Annotated in this window: 14 protein-coding genes; 11 read left to right on the top strand and 3 right to left on the bottom strand. The window is 71.4% G+C overall.

The annotated features are described in order from the left end of the window. Positions 1 to 2: 2 nt before the first annotated feature. From AB1285_RS01290 to AB1285_RS01280, 3 genes are read left to right on the top strand one after another with little or no spacing between them, the layout of a single operon-like run. Entirely contained in the window at positions 3 to 761 is a 759-nt protein-coding gene (locus AB1285_RS01290; RefSeq protein WP_268776578.1) for an alpha/beta fold hydrolase, read from the top strand. Next, entirely contained in the window at positions 758 to 1,918 is a 1,161-nt protein-coding gene (locus AB1285_RS01285; protein ID WP_292796093.1) for an acyl-CoA dehydrogenase family protein, read from the top strand. Before AB1285_RS01290 ends, AB1285_RS01285 begins: the two co-directional genes overlap by 4 nt. Positions 1,919 to 1,972: 54 nt before the next feature. Further along, on the top strand, positions 1,973 to 2,440 hold the full coding sequence (locus tag AB1285_RS01280) for an Lrp/AsnC family transcriptional regulator (protein WP_187662412.1): 468 nt from the start codon (positions 1,973 to 1,975) through the stop codon (positions 2,438 to 2,440). Positions 2,441 to 2,449: 9 nt separating this feature from the next. Here the strand turns inward: AB1285_RS01280 and AB1285_RS01275 are convergent, their stop codons facing one another. Continuing rightward, positions 2,450 to 3,991, bottom strand: a complete 1,542-nt coding sequence (locus AB1285_RS01275; RefSeq protein WP_313366723.1) for a PucR family transcriptional regulator — start codon at positions 3,989 to 3,991, stop codon at positions 2,450 to 2,452. A 98-nt stretch (positions 3,992 to 4,089) separates the two neighbouring features. Between AB1285_RS01275 and AB1285_RS01270 the strand changes: the two genes are divergently transcribed. Together AB1285_RS01270 and AB1285_RS01265 are read left to right on the top strand one after the other, a co-directional pair. Next, the gene (locus tag AB1285_RS01270) at positions 4,090 to 5,574 is read left to right on the top strand and encodes a CoA-acylating methylmalonate-semialdehyde dehydrogenase (RefSeq protein ID WP_370428578.1); all 1,485 of its coding nucleotides are present in this window, start codon (positions 4,090 to 4,092) and stop codon (positions 5,572 to 5,574) included. Positions 5,575 to 5,589: 15 nt separating this feature from the next. Further along, on the top strand, positions 5,590 to 6,978 hold the full coding sequence (locus tag AB1285_RS01265) for an aspartate aminotransferase family protein (RefSeq protein WP_370428577.1): 1,389 nt from the start codon (positions 5,590 to 5,592) through the stop codon (positions 6,976 to 6,978). Positions 6,979 to 6,998: 20 nt separating this feature from the next. Here the strand turns inward: AB1285_RS01265 and AB1285_RS01260 are convergent, their stop codons facing one another. Next, positions 6,999 to 7,271: a metal-sensitive transcriptional regulator gene (locus AB1285_RS01260; RefSeq protein ID WP_025102619.1), complete on the bottom strand. Its 273-nt coding sequence runs from the start codon at positions 7,269 to 7,271 to the stop codon at positions 6,999 to 7,001. A 36-nt stretch (positions 7,272 to 7,307) separates the two neighbouring features. Here AB1285_RS01260 and AB1285_RS01255 point away from each other — a divergent pair, with 36 nt between their 5' ends. Then, positions 7,308 to 8,585: a DUF445 domain-containing protein gene (locus AB1285_RS01255; RefSeq protein ID WP_366237456.1), complete on the top strand. Its 1,278-nt coding sequence runs from the start codon at positions 7,308 to 7,310 to the stop codon at positions 8,583 to 8,585. A 1-nt stretch (position 8,586) separates the two neighbouring features. Continuing rightward, positions 8,587 to 9,501: an agmatinase family protein gene (locus tag AB1285_RS01250; RefSeq protein WP_366237455.1), complete on the top strand. Its 915-nt coding sequence runs from the start codon at positions 8,587 to 8,589 to the stop codon at positions 9,499 to 9,501. A 30-nt stretch (positions 9,502 to 9,531) separates the two neighbouring features. Here AB1285_RS01250 and AB1285_RS01245 read toward each other — a convergent pair whose 3' ends face one another. Continuing rightward, positions 9,532 to 10,536 carry a LacI family DNA-binding transcriptional regulator gene (locus AB1285_RS01245; protein ID WP_187662417.1) on the bottom strand — a complete coding sequence of 335 codons (1,005 nt, stop codon included), beginning with the start codon at positions 10,534 to 10,536 and terminating at the stop codon, positions 9,532 to 9,534. Positions 10,537 to 10,652: 116 nt separating this feature from the next. Between AB1285_RS01245 and AB1285_RS01240 the strand changes: the two genes are divergently transcribed. Genes AB1285_RS01240 through AB1285_RS01225 form a run of 4 tightly spaced genes read left to right on the top strand, consistent with a single transcriptional unit; the run spans position 10,653 to position 15,704 of the window. Continuing rightward, positions 10,653 to 11,903, top strand: coding sequence for a sugar ABC transporter substrate-binding protein (locus AB1285_RS01240; RefSeq protein WP_259954071.1), 1,251 nt, complete (start codon positions 10,653 to 10,655; stop codon positions 11,901 to 11,903). A gap of 2 nt (positions 11,904 to 11,905) precedes the next feature. Further along, a complete protein-coding gene (locus AB1285_RS01235; protein WP_259954072.1) occupies positions 11,906 to 13,003 on the top strand; it encodes a carbohydrate ABC transporter permease in 1,098 nt (365 codons plus the stop codon). Then, positions 13,000 to 13,839, top strand: a complete 840-nt coding sequence (locus tag AB1285_RS01230; RefSeq protein WP_268776569.1) for a carbohydrate ABC transporter permease — start codon at positions 13,000 to 13,002, stop codon at positions 13,837 to 13,839. The genes AB1285_RS01235 and AB1285_RS01230 overlap by 4 nt, the downstream gene beginning before the upstream one ends. After that, the gene (locus AB1285_RS01225; protein ID WP_370428576.1) at positions 13,836 to 15,704 is read left to right on the top strand and encodes a glycogen debranching N-terminal domain-containing protein; all 1,869 of its coding nucleotides are present in this window, start codon (positions 13,836 to 13,838) and stop codon (positions 15,702 to 15,704) included. The genes AB1285_RS01230 and AB1285_RS01225 overlap by 4 nt, the downstream gene beginning before the upstream one ends. The last annotated feature ends 7 nt before the right edge of the window (positions 15,705 to 15,711 follow it).

Raw genomic sequence — 15,711 nt, 5'->3', positions numbered from 1 at the left:
CCATGCCCGCTCCCGTCACCCTTCCCCGCCTGAGCTGGGGCGATCCCGCGGCGGGGCGACGCGCCCTTCTCGTGCACGGTCTCGGCTCGTCCGGCGCACTCATGTGGCGGCTCGGCGATGCTCTCGCGGCGGCCGGTTGGCACGCGACGGCGGTGGACCTGCGCGGCCACGGTGACGCCCCGCGGGCCCTCGACTACTCCGTCGCGGCGTATGCCGCGGATCTCGTCGCGACGCGGCCTGCCGGGTCGAGCGCCTGGGACGCCGTCGTCGGGCACTCGCTCGGCGGGGCGGCCGGTACGGTGGCCGCCGCCGACGACACGGGCTGGACGCACCGCCTGGTCCTCATCGACCCCGCGATCCACATCGTCCAGCGGGATGCGGCCATCGTCCGCCACAGCCAGGAACGCGCCTTCGCCGACAACCGCCTCGACGCCGTGCGGCAGGAGCATCCGCACTGGCACCCGCAGGACCAGGAGCTCAAGGTCGACGCCGTCCGGCGGGCGAGTGCGTGGGCGGTCGAGCAGACCAGCGCCCAGAATCAGCCGTGGGACGTCCGCGGACATGCGGCCCGCCTGACCGTGCCCACGCACGTGATCGGCGGCGACCCCGCCGTCTACAGCATCTTCGCCGGAGCTCTCGCTGACGAGGTGCTCGCGAGCAACCCCCGCATCTCCCTGTCGGTCGTGGCCGGCGCCGGCCACTCGGTGCATCGCGACCGCCCGGAGGAATCGATCCGACAGCTCCTGGAGGCTCTGGCATGAACGACTTCGACCCGTCGGCGTATCTCCCCGACGACCTGCTCGACCGCATCCGCGAACGCGCGCCGATCCACGACCGGGAGAACACCTTCCCCCAGGCCGACCTCGACGAGCTCCGCGCAGCCGGCTACCTGTCCATCCTCGTGCCCCGGGAGCGCGGCGGCGCGGGACTCGGCCTGGAGCAGGCGGCCGTCCTCCAGCAGCGGCTCGCCGGCGCCGCGCCCGCAACGGCCCTGGCGATCAACATGCACCTGGTCTGGACCGGCGTGGCCAAGGTCTTCTCGGATCGCGGGGTCCCCGGTCTCGAGTTCGTGCAGGACGGCGCCGTGGCCGGAGAGGTCTTCGCGTTCGGCATCAGCGAGGGCGGCAACGACCTCGTGCTGTTCGGGAGCGACACGGCGGCGGCCCCGGACGGCGACGGCGGTTACGCCTTCACCGGCACCAAGATCTTCACCTCGCTCGCCCCCGTGTGGACGAAGCTCGGGCTGCACGGCCTCGACACCACGAGCCCGGACGCGCCGAAGCTCGTGTTCGCCTTCGTCGACCGCACGTCCGCGGTCACCACTGCGGATGACTGGGACACCCTCGGCATGCGCGGCACACAGAGCCGGACCACGCGGCTCGACGGCGCCGTCGCGGATGCGGCGCACGTGGTGCGGCGCATCGACCCGGGACCCAGCCCGGACCCGATCGTCTTCGGCATCTTCTCCGTCTTCGAGATCCTCCTCGCCTCCGTCTACACCGGCATCGCGCGCCGGGCCCTCGAGCTGGCCGTGGCGGCGGCGCACCGACGTCGCTCGAAGAAGAGCGGCACCGCGTACAGCCAGGATCCGGACATCCGCTGGCGTATCGCCGACATGGCCCTCGCCTACGACGCGCTCCCGCCGCAGATCGCCGCCCTCGCCCGCGACGTGGATGAGCGCGCGGACCGCGGCGCCGGCTGGTTCCCCGCGCTCTCGGGAGTCAAGCACCGGGCGGTGACGATGGCCAAGCAGGTGGTCGACGAGGCGATGCTGGTGGCCGGTGGCGGCTCGTACTTCTCCGGCAACGAGCTCTCCCGGCTGTACCGCGACGTCCTCGCCGGGGCGTTCCACCCCTCCGACCCCGAGTCGGCGCACGCCACAGCGGCGAGCGCCTGGCTCGGCCCGATCGAGGCCTGATCGGCGCACGCGGACCCCGTTGTCCGCGATCGTCCGCAGTGCCAGGATCGCACCATGGCACCGTCGAAGAAGGACCACACCCTCGACGCGATCTCCAAGACCATCGTCGAGATGCTGCAGGAGGACGGCCGCCGCTCGTACTCCGAGATCGGCCGCATCGTGGGGCTGAGCGAGGCCGCCGTCCGCCAGCGGGTGCAGCGCCTCACCGAGTCGGGCATCATGCAGATCGTCGCGGTGACGGATCCGATGCAGCTCGGCTTCCACCGGCAGGCGATGGTGGGCGTCAAGGTCGCCGGCGACGCGCGGGGCGTGGCCGAGGCGATCGCCGACATCGACGAGGTCGACTACGTCGTGATCACGGTCGGATCGTTCGATGTGCTCGTCGAGGCGGTGTGCGAGGACGACGACCATCTGCTGGCGCTCGTCAACGACCGCATCCGTCCGATCCAGGGCGTGGTGTCGACGGAGACCTTCATCTACGCGAAGCTCCAGAAGCAGCAGTTCGCCTGGGGCACACGCTGACCGTCCCGCTCAGAGCGGCGGCGCCGTATCACGACGGCGGGCGAGCAGGGCGAGGTGCAGGGCGGCGAGGGTCTCCCCGTCGTCCAGATCCGCGCCCAGCAGGTCGCCGATGAGCGCGAGGCGCTGATAGAACACCGAGCGGGAGAGGTGGCTCGCGGCCGCCGCGGCGGAGCGGTTGCCCGGGTGCGCCACGAGAGCGGCGAGCACGGCGAGCAGATCGCCTCGGCGATCCCTGTCGTGACGCACGAGCGGATCCAGCATCTGCTCGCTGTGCGCCTGGAGTCGCCGATCGTCGCGCAGGGCGGACACGAGGCGCTCGAGCGGCCGGTCGGCGACGCGGCGGACCGGCGGCACGTCACCCCCGGACGGCCGCGCGGCGAGGTCGAGCGCGGCACGGGTCGAGGCCAGGAGTCCGAGCACGCCTTCGGCGCTCGGACCGAGGATCGCGGGCGCACCGCCGGAGAGGTGGCGGACGGCCGCATCGGACAGGGCGCCGACGCCGGTCGCGACGAGCAGCACCACGTCGGCGCCGCGCCGCGAGCCCACCGCAGCCAGACCGGCCGCACGCGCACGGGCGATCAGCCGGTCCGATGCCTCGTCGGTGCGGAACACGAGCCCGGTGCCGGTGGTGCCCGCGAGATCCAGCCCGAGCCGCCGGAGCCGGACCTCGACATCCTCCTCACGGGCGAAGCGCGCGCCGAGGAGATCCTCGATGAGGCTGCGGTGCGCGAGCACGGTCCACGCGCCTTCCCCGTCGGCGAGGCAACCGAAGGCGAGGGCGGTCGCCCCCAGCTCCAAGACGGTGGCGCGACCGGCGGGATGCGGTGGACCGTCCGCCGCGATGAGCCAGCCCCAGCGCACACCGCGCGCCTGCACCGGCACACGGTCACCGCCATCCGGGCCGGGCGGACGGAGAGCCTGGCCGACCGGAACGCGGAGAGCTTCGACGGCGACGACCTCTCCTGCCAGGTTCTCGAGGTGGACGGGGACGTCGAGCGCACGGGCGACCTCCGACACGATGAGGTCGGCCGGTGCGCCACGGAGGCTGAGGGCGGTGAAGAGATCATGCAGACGCTGCCGTTCGCGGAGCGCCGCGGTCTGCGCTTCGATCAGCGCCCGGTGCACGGCCTCGGTCACCGCGACGAACTTCACCTCCACCGCGAGCGCGACGAGGGCGAGACCGGCGGCGGCGCAGGCCTCGATGACCGCGTCCGGGACGCGGGACATCCGCGGGCCGAGTTCGATCACGATGCCCGAGACCCCGATCGCCGCCAGCTCCGCCACGAGCACGCGCAGTGCTGCGGTGCCGGTCGGCCAGGCGGCGCCGGTCGTGAGCAGCAGCTCGCCGCCGTCGAGCAGGCGGGCGACGTCGGCGCTGTCCGAGACGTGGACCCACCGCACCCCGGCCTCGAGTGCCGGGCCGCCGACAAGGACGGTCGGCGCTCCCTCCTGGACCGCGGGAAGAGCGAGGACGTCCCCGACGAGCAGCGCCGACGAGCGCCGATCCGGACGGTCTGTCCGACCGAAGAAGAACTCCTGACGCTCTGCCACTCTGCACGGGCTCCGTTCTCTGTGAGCATGGGCCGAGCCCCAGCGTAGCGACCCTCGGTCAGAGTGTGCGATACGCGACCCACTGCGAAGGAGCACCTGTGGACACCGTCCGTCATCTCATCAACGGCACCGAGACGGCCGCTGCGGCGCGCCGCGGCCCCGTCTTCGACCCGGCCACAGGAGCCGTCACGAAGGAGGTCGCCTTCGCCTCGGCCGCCGAGGTCGACGCCGCCGTCGCCGCCGCGGCTGCGGCACTCCCGGCGTGGCGGGAGACGAGCCTCATCAAACGCGCCGACGTGTTCTTCCGGCTCCGCCAGCTCCTCACGGAGCGCACGGACGAGCTGGCGGCGATCGTCACGTCCGAGCACGGCAAGGTCCTGTCCGACGCGGCCGGCGAGGTGTCCCGGGGCATCGAGAACGTCGAGTTCGCGGCCGGCCTCGTACATCTGCTCAAGGGCGAGCGCAGCGAGCAGGTCGCCCGCGGGGTCGACGTGCACTCCGTCAAGCAGCCGGTCGGGGTGGTCGCCGCCATCACCCCGTTCAACTTCCCGGTCATGGTGCCGCTGTGGATGGTCGCCTCGGCCATCGCCTGCGGCAACACCGTCGTCCTCAAGCCCAGTGAGAAGGATCCGTCCGCCGCGGTGTGGCTCGCACGGCTGTTCCACGAGGCGGGCCTGCCGGACGGCGTCCTCAACGTCGTGCACGGCGACCGGGAGGCCGTCGACGCGCTTCTCGAGTCCCCGCGGGTGCAGGCGGTGAGCTTCGTCGGATCGACGCCCATCGCCCGGGCGATCTACCAGCGGGCGTCTGCCGCCGGGAAGCGCGTCCAAGCGCTCGGTGGCGCGAAGAACCACATGGTCGTGATGCCCGACGCCGACATCGACGCGGCCGCCGACGCCGCCGTCTCCGCGGCCTACGGCTCCGCGGGCGAACGCTGCATGGCGGCGTCCGTGCTCGTGGCGGTGGGCGACATCGCCGACGACCTCGTCGCCGCGATCGCCCGCCGCATCGACGGCCTCTCGATCGGCCCCGGCACGGACCCGGCGAGCGCGATGGGCCCGCTCATCACCGCGGAGCACCGTGATCGCGTCGCCTCGTATGTCGCGGGAGCCCCCGGAGAGGGCGCCAGGGTCGTCGTCGACGGCACGAGCGCGGAGTTCGACGGCGACGGCTTCTTCCTCGGCGTGAGCCTGATCGACGAGGTCACCCCTGGCATGCGCGTCTATGACGACGAGATCTTCGGCCCGGTCCTGTCCGTGGTGCGCGTGGGCTCCTACGCGGAGGCCGTCGCGCTGGTCAACGCGAACGCCTACGGCAACGGGACCGCGATCTTCACGCGCGACGGCGGGACGGCACGGCAGTACGAGTTCGACATCGAGGTCGGCATGGTCGGCGTCAACGTCCCGATCCCGGTGCCCATCGGCGCCTACTCGTTCGGCGGGTGGAAGGACTCGCTCTTCGGCGACGCGCACATCTACGGCCCGGAGTCCGTGCACTTCTACACGCGGTCGAAGGTCGTGACGACGCGGTGGCCCGACCACACCCCGTCGCAGATCGACCTCGGCTTCCCGAGCAACCACTGACGAGGAGCGATCACGATGACGACCTTCACCGACCGCCACGGACTCTCCTCCCCCCTCCCCGCCCCCGACGCCGAGGCGCAGGTGCGCGCCGACGACCGCGCCCACGTCTTCCACTCCTGGAGCGCGCAGGCGCTGATCGACCCGCTGCCGGTCGCCACCGGTCGGGGCTCGACGTTCTGGGACTACGAGGGCACCGCCTACCTCGACTTCTCCAGCCAACTCGTGAACCTCAACCTCGGCCATCAGCACCCGGACCTCGTCGCCGCGATCCAGCGGCAGGCCGGGCGGCTCGCGACCATCCAGCCGTCGATGGCCAATGATGTGCGGGGTGAGCTCGCGCGCCTCATCGCCGAGGTCACCCCGGACGGCTTCGAGAAGGTGTTCTTCACGAACGGCGGCGCGGAGGCGAACGAGTACGCGGTGCGCATGGCCCGGCAGGCCACCGGCCGCCGGAAGGTGCTGTCGATGTACCGCAGCTACCACGGCTCCACCGCCACCGCGATCTCCCTCACCGGCGACCCCCGTCGCTGGGCGAACGACGTCACGGACACCGGCGCCGTGCGGTTCTTCGGCCCGTACCTGTACCGCTCCCCGTTCCACAGCGAGACGCCGGAGCAGGAGACGGAGCGCGCCCTCGCGCATCTGGAGCAGACCATCCAGCTCGAGGGCCCGCAGACGATCGCCGCGATCATCGTCGAGACGGTGGTCGGCACCAACGGCGTGCTGCTCCCGCCGCCCGGCTATCTGCCCGGGGTGCGCGCGCTGTGCGACCGCTACGGGATCGTCTTCATCGCCGACGAGGTGATGGTGGGGTTCGGCCGGCTCGGCGAATGGTTCGGCATCGACGCCTTCGAGGGGCGCCCCGACCTGATCACCTTCGCGAAGGGCGTGAACTCGGGCTACGTCCCGCTCGGCGGCGTCGTGATCTCGGACCGCATCGCCGCCGCCTTCGACACCGTTCCGTTCGCGGGCGGACTCACGTATTCCGGGCACCCTCTCGCCTGCGCGGCCGGCGTCGCCACGTTCGAGGTGTTCCGCCGCGACGGCATCCTGGAACGGGTACGCGACCTCGGCGAGCGGATCGTCGGCCCGACGCTGCGCGCGTGGGCATCGTCGCATCCGAGCGTGGGCGAGGTGCGCGGCCGCGGCCTGTTCTGGGCGGTGGAGCTCGTGCGGGACCAGCAGACCAGGGAGCCGCTGGTGCCGTTCAACGCGACCGGTACCGATGCCGCGCCGATGACCGCGTTCGCAGCCGCCGCGAAGCGGGCAGGAATCTGGCCCTTCACGCACTTCCACCGCGTGCACATCGCCCCGCCGCTGGTGATCGAGGAGGCGGAGCTGGTGCGGGGACTGGCCGGGATCGAGGAGGCGCTGACGGTCGCCGACGGGTACGCGGTCGGCTGAGAGGCGCCCCCCGCCGGACGCTACTTGCGGTCGAAGTCGAACGCCTTGAGGAGCTCGCCGACGGCCTTGTCGCGCTCCTCGCCGCCGTCCTCGAACATGTGGGTGACGTGCGTGCGCAGGTGATTCTCCAACAGCAGACGGTTGAGCGACTCGAGGGAGCGCTGGATCGCGCGGGACTGCGTGATGATGTCCATGCAGTACTCCTCGTTCTCGATCATCCGCGCGACACCGCGCATCTGACCCTCGAGGATGCTGGTGCGGTGCAGAGCGCGCTTCTTGATGTCTTCGATCACGTATCGAGGCTACTCGCCCCGTGAAAGGATGACGTCATGCCGCGAACACCCACGACGCTGCTCTCCGTCGCCGACCAGGAGCGTCGGCGCGCGCTGCGGCGGATGAAGGCCGTCGCGCTCGGCGCCCTCATCTTCATGGCCCTCGCCTTCATCGTCGCGTTCGCGTTCCAGGAGCGGGTCGGTGGGCTCGCCTACGTGCGAGCCGCGGCGGAGGGCGGGATGGTCGGCGCGCTGGCGGACTGGTTCGCGGTCACGGCGCTGTTCCGCCGTCCGCTCGGCCTGCCCATCCCGCACACCGCGATCATCCCGAACCGCAAGGACGAGATCGGCCGCACGCTGGGCGAGTTCGTGGAGACGAACTTCCTCGCTGCCGACGTCGTGCGCACCAAGCTGACCAGCACCGCGATCGCCCTCCGCGCCGGCGAGTGGCTCCGCGAGACCCCGCATGCCGAGCGGGTCGCTGCCGAGGGCGCGACGGTCGCGACGGCGGTGCTGAACGCGCTGAGCGACGACGACGTGCGCGACCTCCTCGCCGACCTCGCCCGCGAGCACCTCGTCGCGCCGGAGTGGGGGCCGCCCGCCGGAGCGTGGCTGGAGAAGATCGTCGACGCGGAAGCGCACCACGGCGCCGTCGACCTCGCGGTGGACAGCATCGGGCGGTGGCTCGACGCGAACGCCGCGTCCTTCGCCGGACTCGTCTCCCGACGACTCCCCGGGTGGATGCCGAAGATCGCGCACCGCCTGATCGACGACACGGTGTACAACGAGGCGGTCAAGTTCGTCCGCGCCGTGCAGGCCGATCCGCGGCATCCGGCCCGCCTCGCGATCGACGGGTACCTGTCCCGCCTCGCTGACGCTCTGCAGAACGACCCCGCGACGCGCGAGAAGCTGGAGAACGCCAAGGCCGCGCTCTTCGACAGCCCGCGCGTCGGCGCCCTGGCGGCGGAGGCCTGGAACACCGCCAAGAACGGACTCCTCACCTCCCTCGCCGACCCGGAGAGCGGGCTGCGGCGTCGCGCCGTGCAGGCCCTGCAGGAGATCGGCGAGCGGCTCACGACCGACACGGCCCTGCAGCGCCGGGTGGACACGTGGGTCTCGGACGCGGCCGTCTTCCTCGTCGACCGGTACCGGCACGACATCGCCTCGATCATCACCGACACCGTGGAGCGCTGGGATCCCGCCGAGACCACCGAGAAGATCGAGCTCATGGTCGGCCGCGACCTGCAGTACATCCGTCTGAACGGCACCGTCGTCGGCGCCCTCGCCGGCCTTGCGATCTTCACCGTCGCCCACGCCCTGATCCCGGGAGTCTGACATGGCGCTGTCCCACGATCCGTCCTGGCCGCGCGCCGGGGCCTGGCCCGCGTTCGAGGACACGGCCGATTCGGTGCTCCTCGGCGTCCCGACCTGGCGCACCTCGCTGTCCCCGACCGGAGCCCACGCGACGCCGGCCGCGATCCGCGAGGCGCTCCCCCGCTACGGCACGGCGGTCCTCGGCCCGCCGACGATCGACCTGGACGAGGTGCTCCGCATCGCGGATGCCGGGGACGTGCCGGAGCCGGACGGCGACACCGGAGAGGCACGGACGATCGAGCGGGTCCGGGAGCTGGCGCGAGCGTCCGACCTCGTCATCGCTCTCGGCGGCGACAACTCCCTCACCTACCCTGTCGCCCTCGGTGCGGAGGCCACGGGCCTGATCACGTTCGACGCCCACTTCGACCTGCGCGACGGCGTCTCCAACGGCACGCCGGTGCGACGACTCGTCGAAGACGCCCCGGCGGCGTCCGGCCTCCCCACCGCCCGCATCGACCCCACCCGGATCGTGCAGATCGGCCTCGCCGATTTCGCGAACTCCGCCGCCTACGCGCGCCGGGCGGCGGACTGGGGCATCCGGGTCGTCACGCTCGACGACGTGCGCCGTCGGGGGATCGCCGACGTCGTGGCCGAGGCGGTCGAGATCGCGGGGGCGGGCGACCGGCCCCGCGTGCACCTCGACATCGACGTGGACGTGTGCGACCGCGCGGTCGCCCCGGGGTGCCCGGCCAGCGTCCCCGGAGGCCTGGCGGCGTGGGAGCTGCGCGCCCTCACGCGCGGTGTCGCCGCCGACCCGCGGGTCCGGAGCGCCGACATCGCCGAGGTCGATGCGACAGCGGATGCCGAGGACGGTCGCACCGTGCGACTCGCGGCCCTCTGCGTGCTCGAGCTGCTCGCCGGCCTCGCCGCGCGCTGAGCAGAGGAGCGGCCCGGGCGACGCGCCGGATCAGCGCACGACGAGCTCGGGCGTGATGAGCGCGTGCGCCGAGCCGGACTCGACTCGACGCGGCGCGACGACGTCCCCCGTCGGCCCCATCAATAGATGGAGGATCGCCTCCGCCACATCCTCCGGTCGCTGCTCGACGCTGGAGAATCCCAAGGCTTCGGCGGTGGGCGTGTTGTCGAACCCGATGACCGGGACGGTCTTCCCGGCGTCGGCGAGGCCGAGCAGGGCCCCCACGGCGAGAGAGTCGCTGGCGCAGACGATGGCGTCCGCCCGGATGCCGTCTTCCAGCGCCCGGGTGATCGCCCGACGCGCCTCGGGAACCGAGTCCTCGGCGACGACCCTGGCGCCGTGCGCACCCGCCTCCGCGACGGCCTCGCGCCACCCGCGTTCTCGATCGTCCCCCGTGCCTGACCCCGACGGCCAGCCCAGGAAGGTCACCGCGCTCCCGTGCTCGAGCGCATACGTCGTCGCCGCCCTGGTGCCCGCCGCGCCGTCCACGTCGACCCAGAGATGCATCGGATCGGAGATGTCGTCATCCCCCCACGGCCGTCCGAAGGAGATGAACGGCAGACCGAGCGCGTCCAGCCGCGTGACGCGGGGATCGTCGCGCACGGTGCCGGTGAGGATCGCCGCATCGATCTCGGATCCGTCCCACAGTTCGGCGAGCCGGCCGAGTTCCTCCTCCGGGGTCCGTGCCGCGTACACGAGCATGCGCATGCCGCGATCACTCGACCGCTCCGTGATGGCGTGCACGAACCGATCCAGCACCACCCCCGAGATCCCGCCCAGGTACGGGTCGAGCCGGATGCCGATCGTCGAGCTCCGACGCAGGCGCAGCCGGCGGGCCGCCGCGTGCCGACGGTAGCCGAGCTCGTCGATGGAGGCGAGCACGCGCTCCCGGGTGGCCGGCCGGACGATGTCCGGGGTGTTCAGGACGTTCGACACCGTTTGGCGGGAGACGCCGGCGTGTGCCGCCACATCCTCCACCGTGGGGGCCTTGGCCATCGCACTCCTCGATCCCGGCGGCTTGACACGTCCGCACTGCCGCACCTAGCGTATTCCATGCAGAGTTTGATCGTTCAAATTCCTGCCCGCCGGCCCTCATCAAAGGAGAGAGAGACATGACACGGCAGACCACACGCGCCTGGCTCGGCGCCGGAGCGGTCCTGATCACCACCACCCTCGTGCTCACCGGGTGCGGCTCCGGGTTCTCGGGCGAGGAGCAGAGCGAGGGCGACACGGACCTCACCTCCTCCGACGACGGCCTCACGATCCTCATCGGCTCGTCGGGCGACGCCGAGACCGCCGCAGTGCAGTCGGCGCTCGACGCCTGGTCCGAGGAGTCCGGCACCGAGGTCGACCTCCAGGTGGCGAGCGACCTGGCGCAGGAGCTCTCCCAGGGCTTCGCCGCCGGGAACCCCGCCGACCTCTTCTACCTCGCACCGGAGCAGATGGCCGGGTACGCCTCGAACGGCTCCCTCCAGGCGTACGGCGACGAGCTCTCGAACAAGGACGACTTCTACCCCTCCCTCGTCGAGAACTTCACCCTCGACGGCACGTTCTACTGCGCGCCGAAGGACTTCTCCACGCTCGCGCTCGTGATCAACACACGCATGTGGGCGGAGGCCGGACTCACCGATGCCGACCTCCCGAAGAGCTGGGACGACCTCGCGGCCGTCGCGCAGAAGCTCACCACCGCCGACCACGTGGGTCTGGCCTTCGGCGCCGAGTACCAGCGCGTCGGCACGTTCATGGCGCAGGCCGGCGGCGGGCTCGTGAAGGACGGCACGGCGATCGCGGACGACCCCGCGAACGTCGAGGCGCTGGAGTACGTGCAGACCCACCTCGTCGACGGCACCTTCGCCTACGCGAAGGACGTCGGGGCCGGCTGGGGCGGCGAGGCACTCGGGAAGGAGCTCGCCGCGATGGTGATCGAAGGCAACTGGATCACCGGTGCGATGGCGAACGACTTCGGCTCCGTGGACTACACCGTCGCCGAGCTTCCCGAAGGACCCGGCGGCCAGGGCACCCTGCAGTTCACGAACTGCTGGGGCATGGCCGCCGACAGCCCCAACCAGCAGGCGGCCCTCGACCTCGTCGAGTACCTCACCAGTGCCGACAGCCAGCTCGCCTTCTCGAAGGCGTTCGGCCCGATGCCGTCGATCACCTCCGCCGCCGACCAGTGGACCGCGGACAACCCGGACCTCGCGCCCTTCCTCGCGGGAGCGGACTACGCGCAGTTCCCGCCCAACCAGGACGGCGCTGCGGACGTGATCGCCGACTTCAACGCGCAGCTCGAGTCGCTGAAGACGGGAGATCCCGCACAGATCCTCGGCACCGTGCAGTCGAACCTCGAAGCGATCGTCGAGTAGCGATGGCGGGACACGCCCTGTCTCGCCGCGGGGGAGCCTCCGGACTCCGCCGCGGCGAGGCCGCAGCCGGGTGGCTCTTCACGGCGCCGGTCATCCTCATCCTCGGGGTCTTCTTGCTGGTCCCCGTGCTCATGGCCCTCTGGGTCAGCATGTCGGACTGGGCGGGGCGCGGCAGCCCCCTCTCGCCGTCGGTTTCGTTCGTGGGCACCGAGAACTACTCGGCCGTGCTGGCCGACGGCGGCCTCGCGACCAAGGACTTCGGGACCGCGCTGCGCAACAACTCCTGGTACGTGCTGCTCGTCGTGCCCCTGCAGACGGCCATCGCCCTGTTCCTCGCCGTCCTGGTGAACAGAGCGGTGCTGCGCGGCCGCGGGTTCTTCCGGACCGCGTACTACTTCCCCTCCGTCACGAGCTCGGTGGCGATCACGGTGCTCTGGCTCTTCCTGTTCTCCGCGAGCGGGGCGGTCAACAGCGTGCTCGCCTGGTTCGGCCTGAACGGTCCGAACTGGTTCAACGACCCCCGCGGCATCCTGCATCTCGCGCTCAGCGGCATCGGCATCGACACCGGACCCGCCGCGCTCACCGGCGGCGGGATGCTGGGCATCTCCTGGTGGGAGTGGCTCGCCGGTCCGTCGATCGCCATGAGCGCCTACATCCTGATGGCCATCTTCACGACCTCCGGCACCTTCATGCTGCTCTTCCTCGCCGGTCTGCAGAATCTCGGCGCGGACGTCGACGAGGCGGCCATGATGGACGGGGCGAACGGGTGGCAGCGGTTCTGGCGGGTGACCCTGCCGCAGCTGCGGCCGACGCTGTTCACGGTGCTCACCCTCGGGCTCATCGGCTGCTGGCAGGTGTTCGATCAGATCTATACCGGCACCCGTGGCGCCCCCAGCAAGACGACCCTCACCCCGGCGTACCTGTCGTACAAGACGGCGTTCACGGACCAGGAGTGGGGTCAGGGCGCGGCGATCGCCTTCATCCTCTTCGTCATCATCGTGATCTTCACGCTGCTGCAGCGCTGGGTGCTGCGCGACCGGCCGGTATCGCGGCGCCGCATCCGCGCGTACGAGGTCGCGCGCGAGGGAGGGACGTCATGAGGCTCTCGCGCACGCAGCTGACCTGGCAGATCGTGCTGTACACCGTGCTGATCGTGCTCGCCGTCATCTACATCTACCCGTTCCTGATCCAGGTGTTCACGAGTTTCAAGACGGACGAGGACGCCGCGAGCTCCGGCGTGAACCTGCTCCCGGAGTCGTGGACGTTCGCCGCCTATGAACGGCTCTTCGCCAACTCCGACTTCCCCTCGTGGTTCGTCAACAGCGCCATCGTGACGATCTTCGTCACCGCGGGGCGGGTGTTCTTCAACTCCCTCGCCGGATACGCGCTCGCGCGTCTGCGCTTCCGCGGTCGAGGAGTCGTGTTCGCGGCCCTCGTCGCCGTGATGTCGGTGCCGACCGTCGTCCTGCTCATCCCGAAGTTCCTCGTCATCAACCAGCTCGGCATCTTCAACTCCTACGCCGGCATGATCCTGCCGCTGCTGGTCGACGCCGCCGGCGTCTTCATCATGAAGAACTTCTTCGAGTCGATCCCCGTCTCGGTCGAGGAGCAGGCGCGGATCGACGGAGCCGGTGCGTTCCGGACCTTCTGGTCGGTCGTGCTCCCGATGGCGACGCCCGCCCTCATCACGATCGTCATCCTGTCGTTCCAGGGGTCGTGGAACGAGCTCAGCCACTTCATCGTGTCCACGAACGACCCCGCGCTGACGACCCTCACGAAGGGTGTCGCCTCGCTCGCCAGCGGGCAGCTCAGCCAGGGCACCCAGTACCCGCTCAAGCTCGCGGCGGCGCTCATCATGACGATCCCCGTCGCCGTGATGTTCTTCATCTTCCAGCGCCGCATCATGAATTCCACCGAAGGAGCCGTCAAGGAATGACCGACCGCCCCCACCTCCAGCCGCTGCTCGACGACGCCGTGGTCGTGCTCGATGCCCCCACCCAGGTCTGGTCCGACCGCGACGGCGACGTAGGCGGCGCCCCGATCCACGGGGTCTACCATGGCGACGTCCGTCACATCGCCGCGATCGGACTCGAGGTGCGGGGCACCGCCCTGGAAGCCATCGCCTGCTCGGCGCCGGTCCCGCAGCGTGCGCTGTTCACCGGCCTGCTGCGCGGACTCGACGATGCCGCCGCCGATCCGAAGGTGCGCCTCGACCGGGATCGCACCGTCGAGGCGGGAAGACTGACCGAGACCCTGCGGGTGTCCTCGCACCTCATGCACGAGGTGACGGCCGAGCTCACGGTGCGCATCCGCCCGGACTTCACCCCCATGCAGCTCGTCAAGGCGGGGGTGGCCGGGGGCGAGGAGTGGTCGTGGGACGGCGAGCGCTGCCGCGCAGGGCAGGCGTCGTTCACGCTGCACGCTGTGGACGCCGCCGTGTCGATCGACGGTCGGGAGATGCTGCTCGCCTGGCGGGTGACCGTCCCTCCGCGCGGCGAGGTCGAGGTGACGTGGTCGGTCGACCTCGACGATCCGACCCTGGTCGTGACGTCGTCGCCACGGACAGCCGGCGTCCGGCCCGTCCCCACCGGAGCGGACCCTCGCGCCGCGCGCTGGCTGGAGCGCGCCTGCGCCGACCTCGATGCCCTGCGACTGGCCCTGCCGGATCAGCCGGACGAGGCGTTCTACGCCGCGGGCGCCCCCTGGTTCTTCACCCTGTTCGGACGGGACTCGATCTGGGCGGCCCGTCTCGCCCTCGCCGCCGACCGCGACATCGCCGCCTCCACCCTGCGGGTGCTCGCGCGTCTCCAGGGCACGGTGCACGACCCCGGCACCGCGGAGGCCCCGGGCAAGATCGCGCACGAGCTCCGCAGCGCGGAGCTCTCCCTCCCCGGCGAGGGCGTGCTGCTGCCTCCGCTCTACTACGGCACGGTCGACGCGACACCGCTGTGGATCTGCCTCCTCGCCGACGCGCGCGCGGCCGGCCTGACGATCACGGAGCTGAAGGACCTGGAGCCCGCGTTGCGCGCCGCAGTGACGTGGATGATCGAGCACGGCGACGCCTCCGGCAGCGGCTTCATCGACTATGCGGATGAGTCGGGCCACGGCTTGGCGAATCAGGGCTGGAAGGACTCCGGCGACTCGATCCAGTGGCGCGACGGCCGTCTCGCGGAAGGTCCGATCGCGCTCAGCGAGGTGCAGGGATACGCCTACGAGGCCGCAGTGCGCGGAGCAGCGCTCCTCGACGAGCTGGGCGCAGCCGGCGGTGACGACCTGCGTTCGTGGGCGGCGGACCTGCGGCGACGCTTCCGGGAGGCCTACTGGGTCACCACGCCGGAGGGGCGGTACCCCGCCATCGCCCTCGACGCCCACGGCGCCGCGGTCGACACGCTCACCAGCAACATCGGCCATCTCATCGGCACCGGGCTGCTCGATCCGGACGAGGAGAGCGCCTGCGCGGAACTGCTCGTCGGCGAGACGATGTCGAGCGGGTACGGCGTCCGCACGATGTCCACGGAGGCCTCGGGATACTGGCCGCTGAGCTACCACGGCGGCAGCGTGTGGACCCACGACACCGCGATCGCCGTGCACGGGATGCTCCGCGCCGGCCTCACCGATCATGCCGGACGCATCGCCGCCCAGCTGCTCGATCTCGCCGAGGGCTTCGACTACCGCGTGCCGGAGCTGCACTCGGGCGAGCCTCGCGTCGACGGCGGCCGACCGGTCCCCTACCCGGCCGCCTGCCGTCCGCAGGCATGGTCCGCCGCTGCCGCCATGGTCTGCGCCGAAGCCCTGCGATGAGGGGCGG

It is taken from the genome of Microbacterium sp. NRRL B-14842 (genome assembly GCF_050470785.1).
The sequence above is the reverse complement of the archived record's forward strand: the minus strand, read 5'-3'. Positions and strand labels throughout refer to the sequence as shown.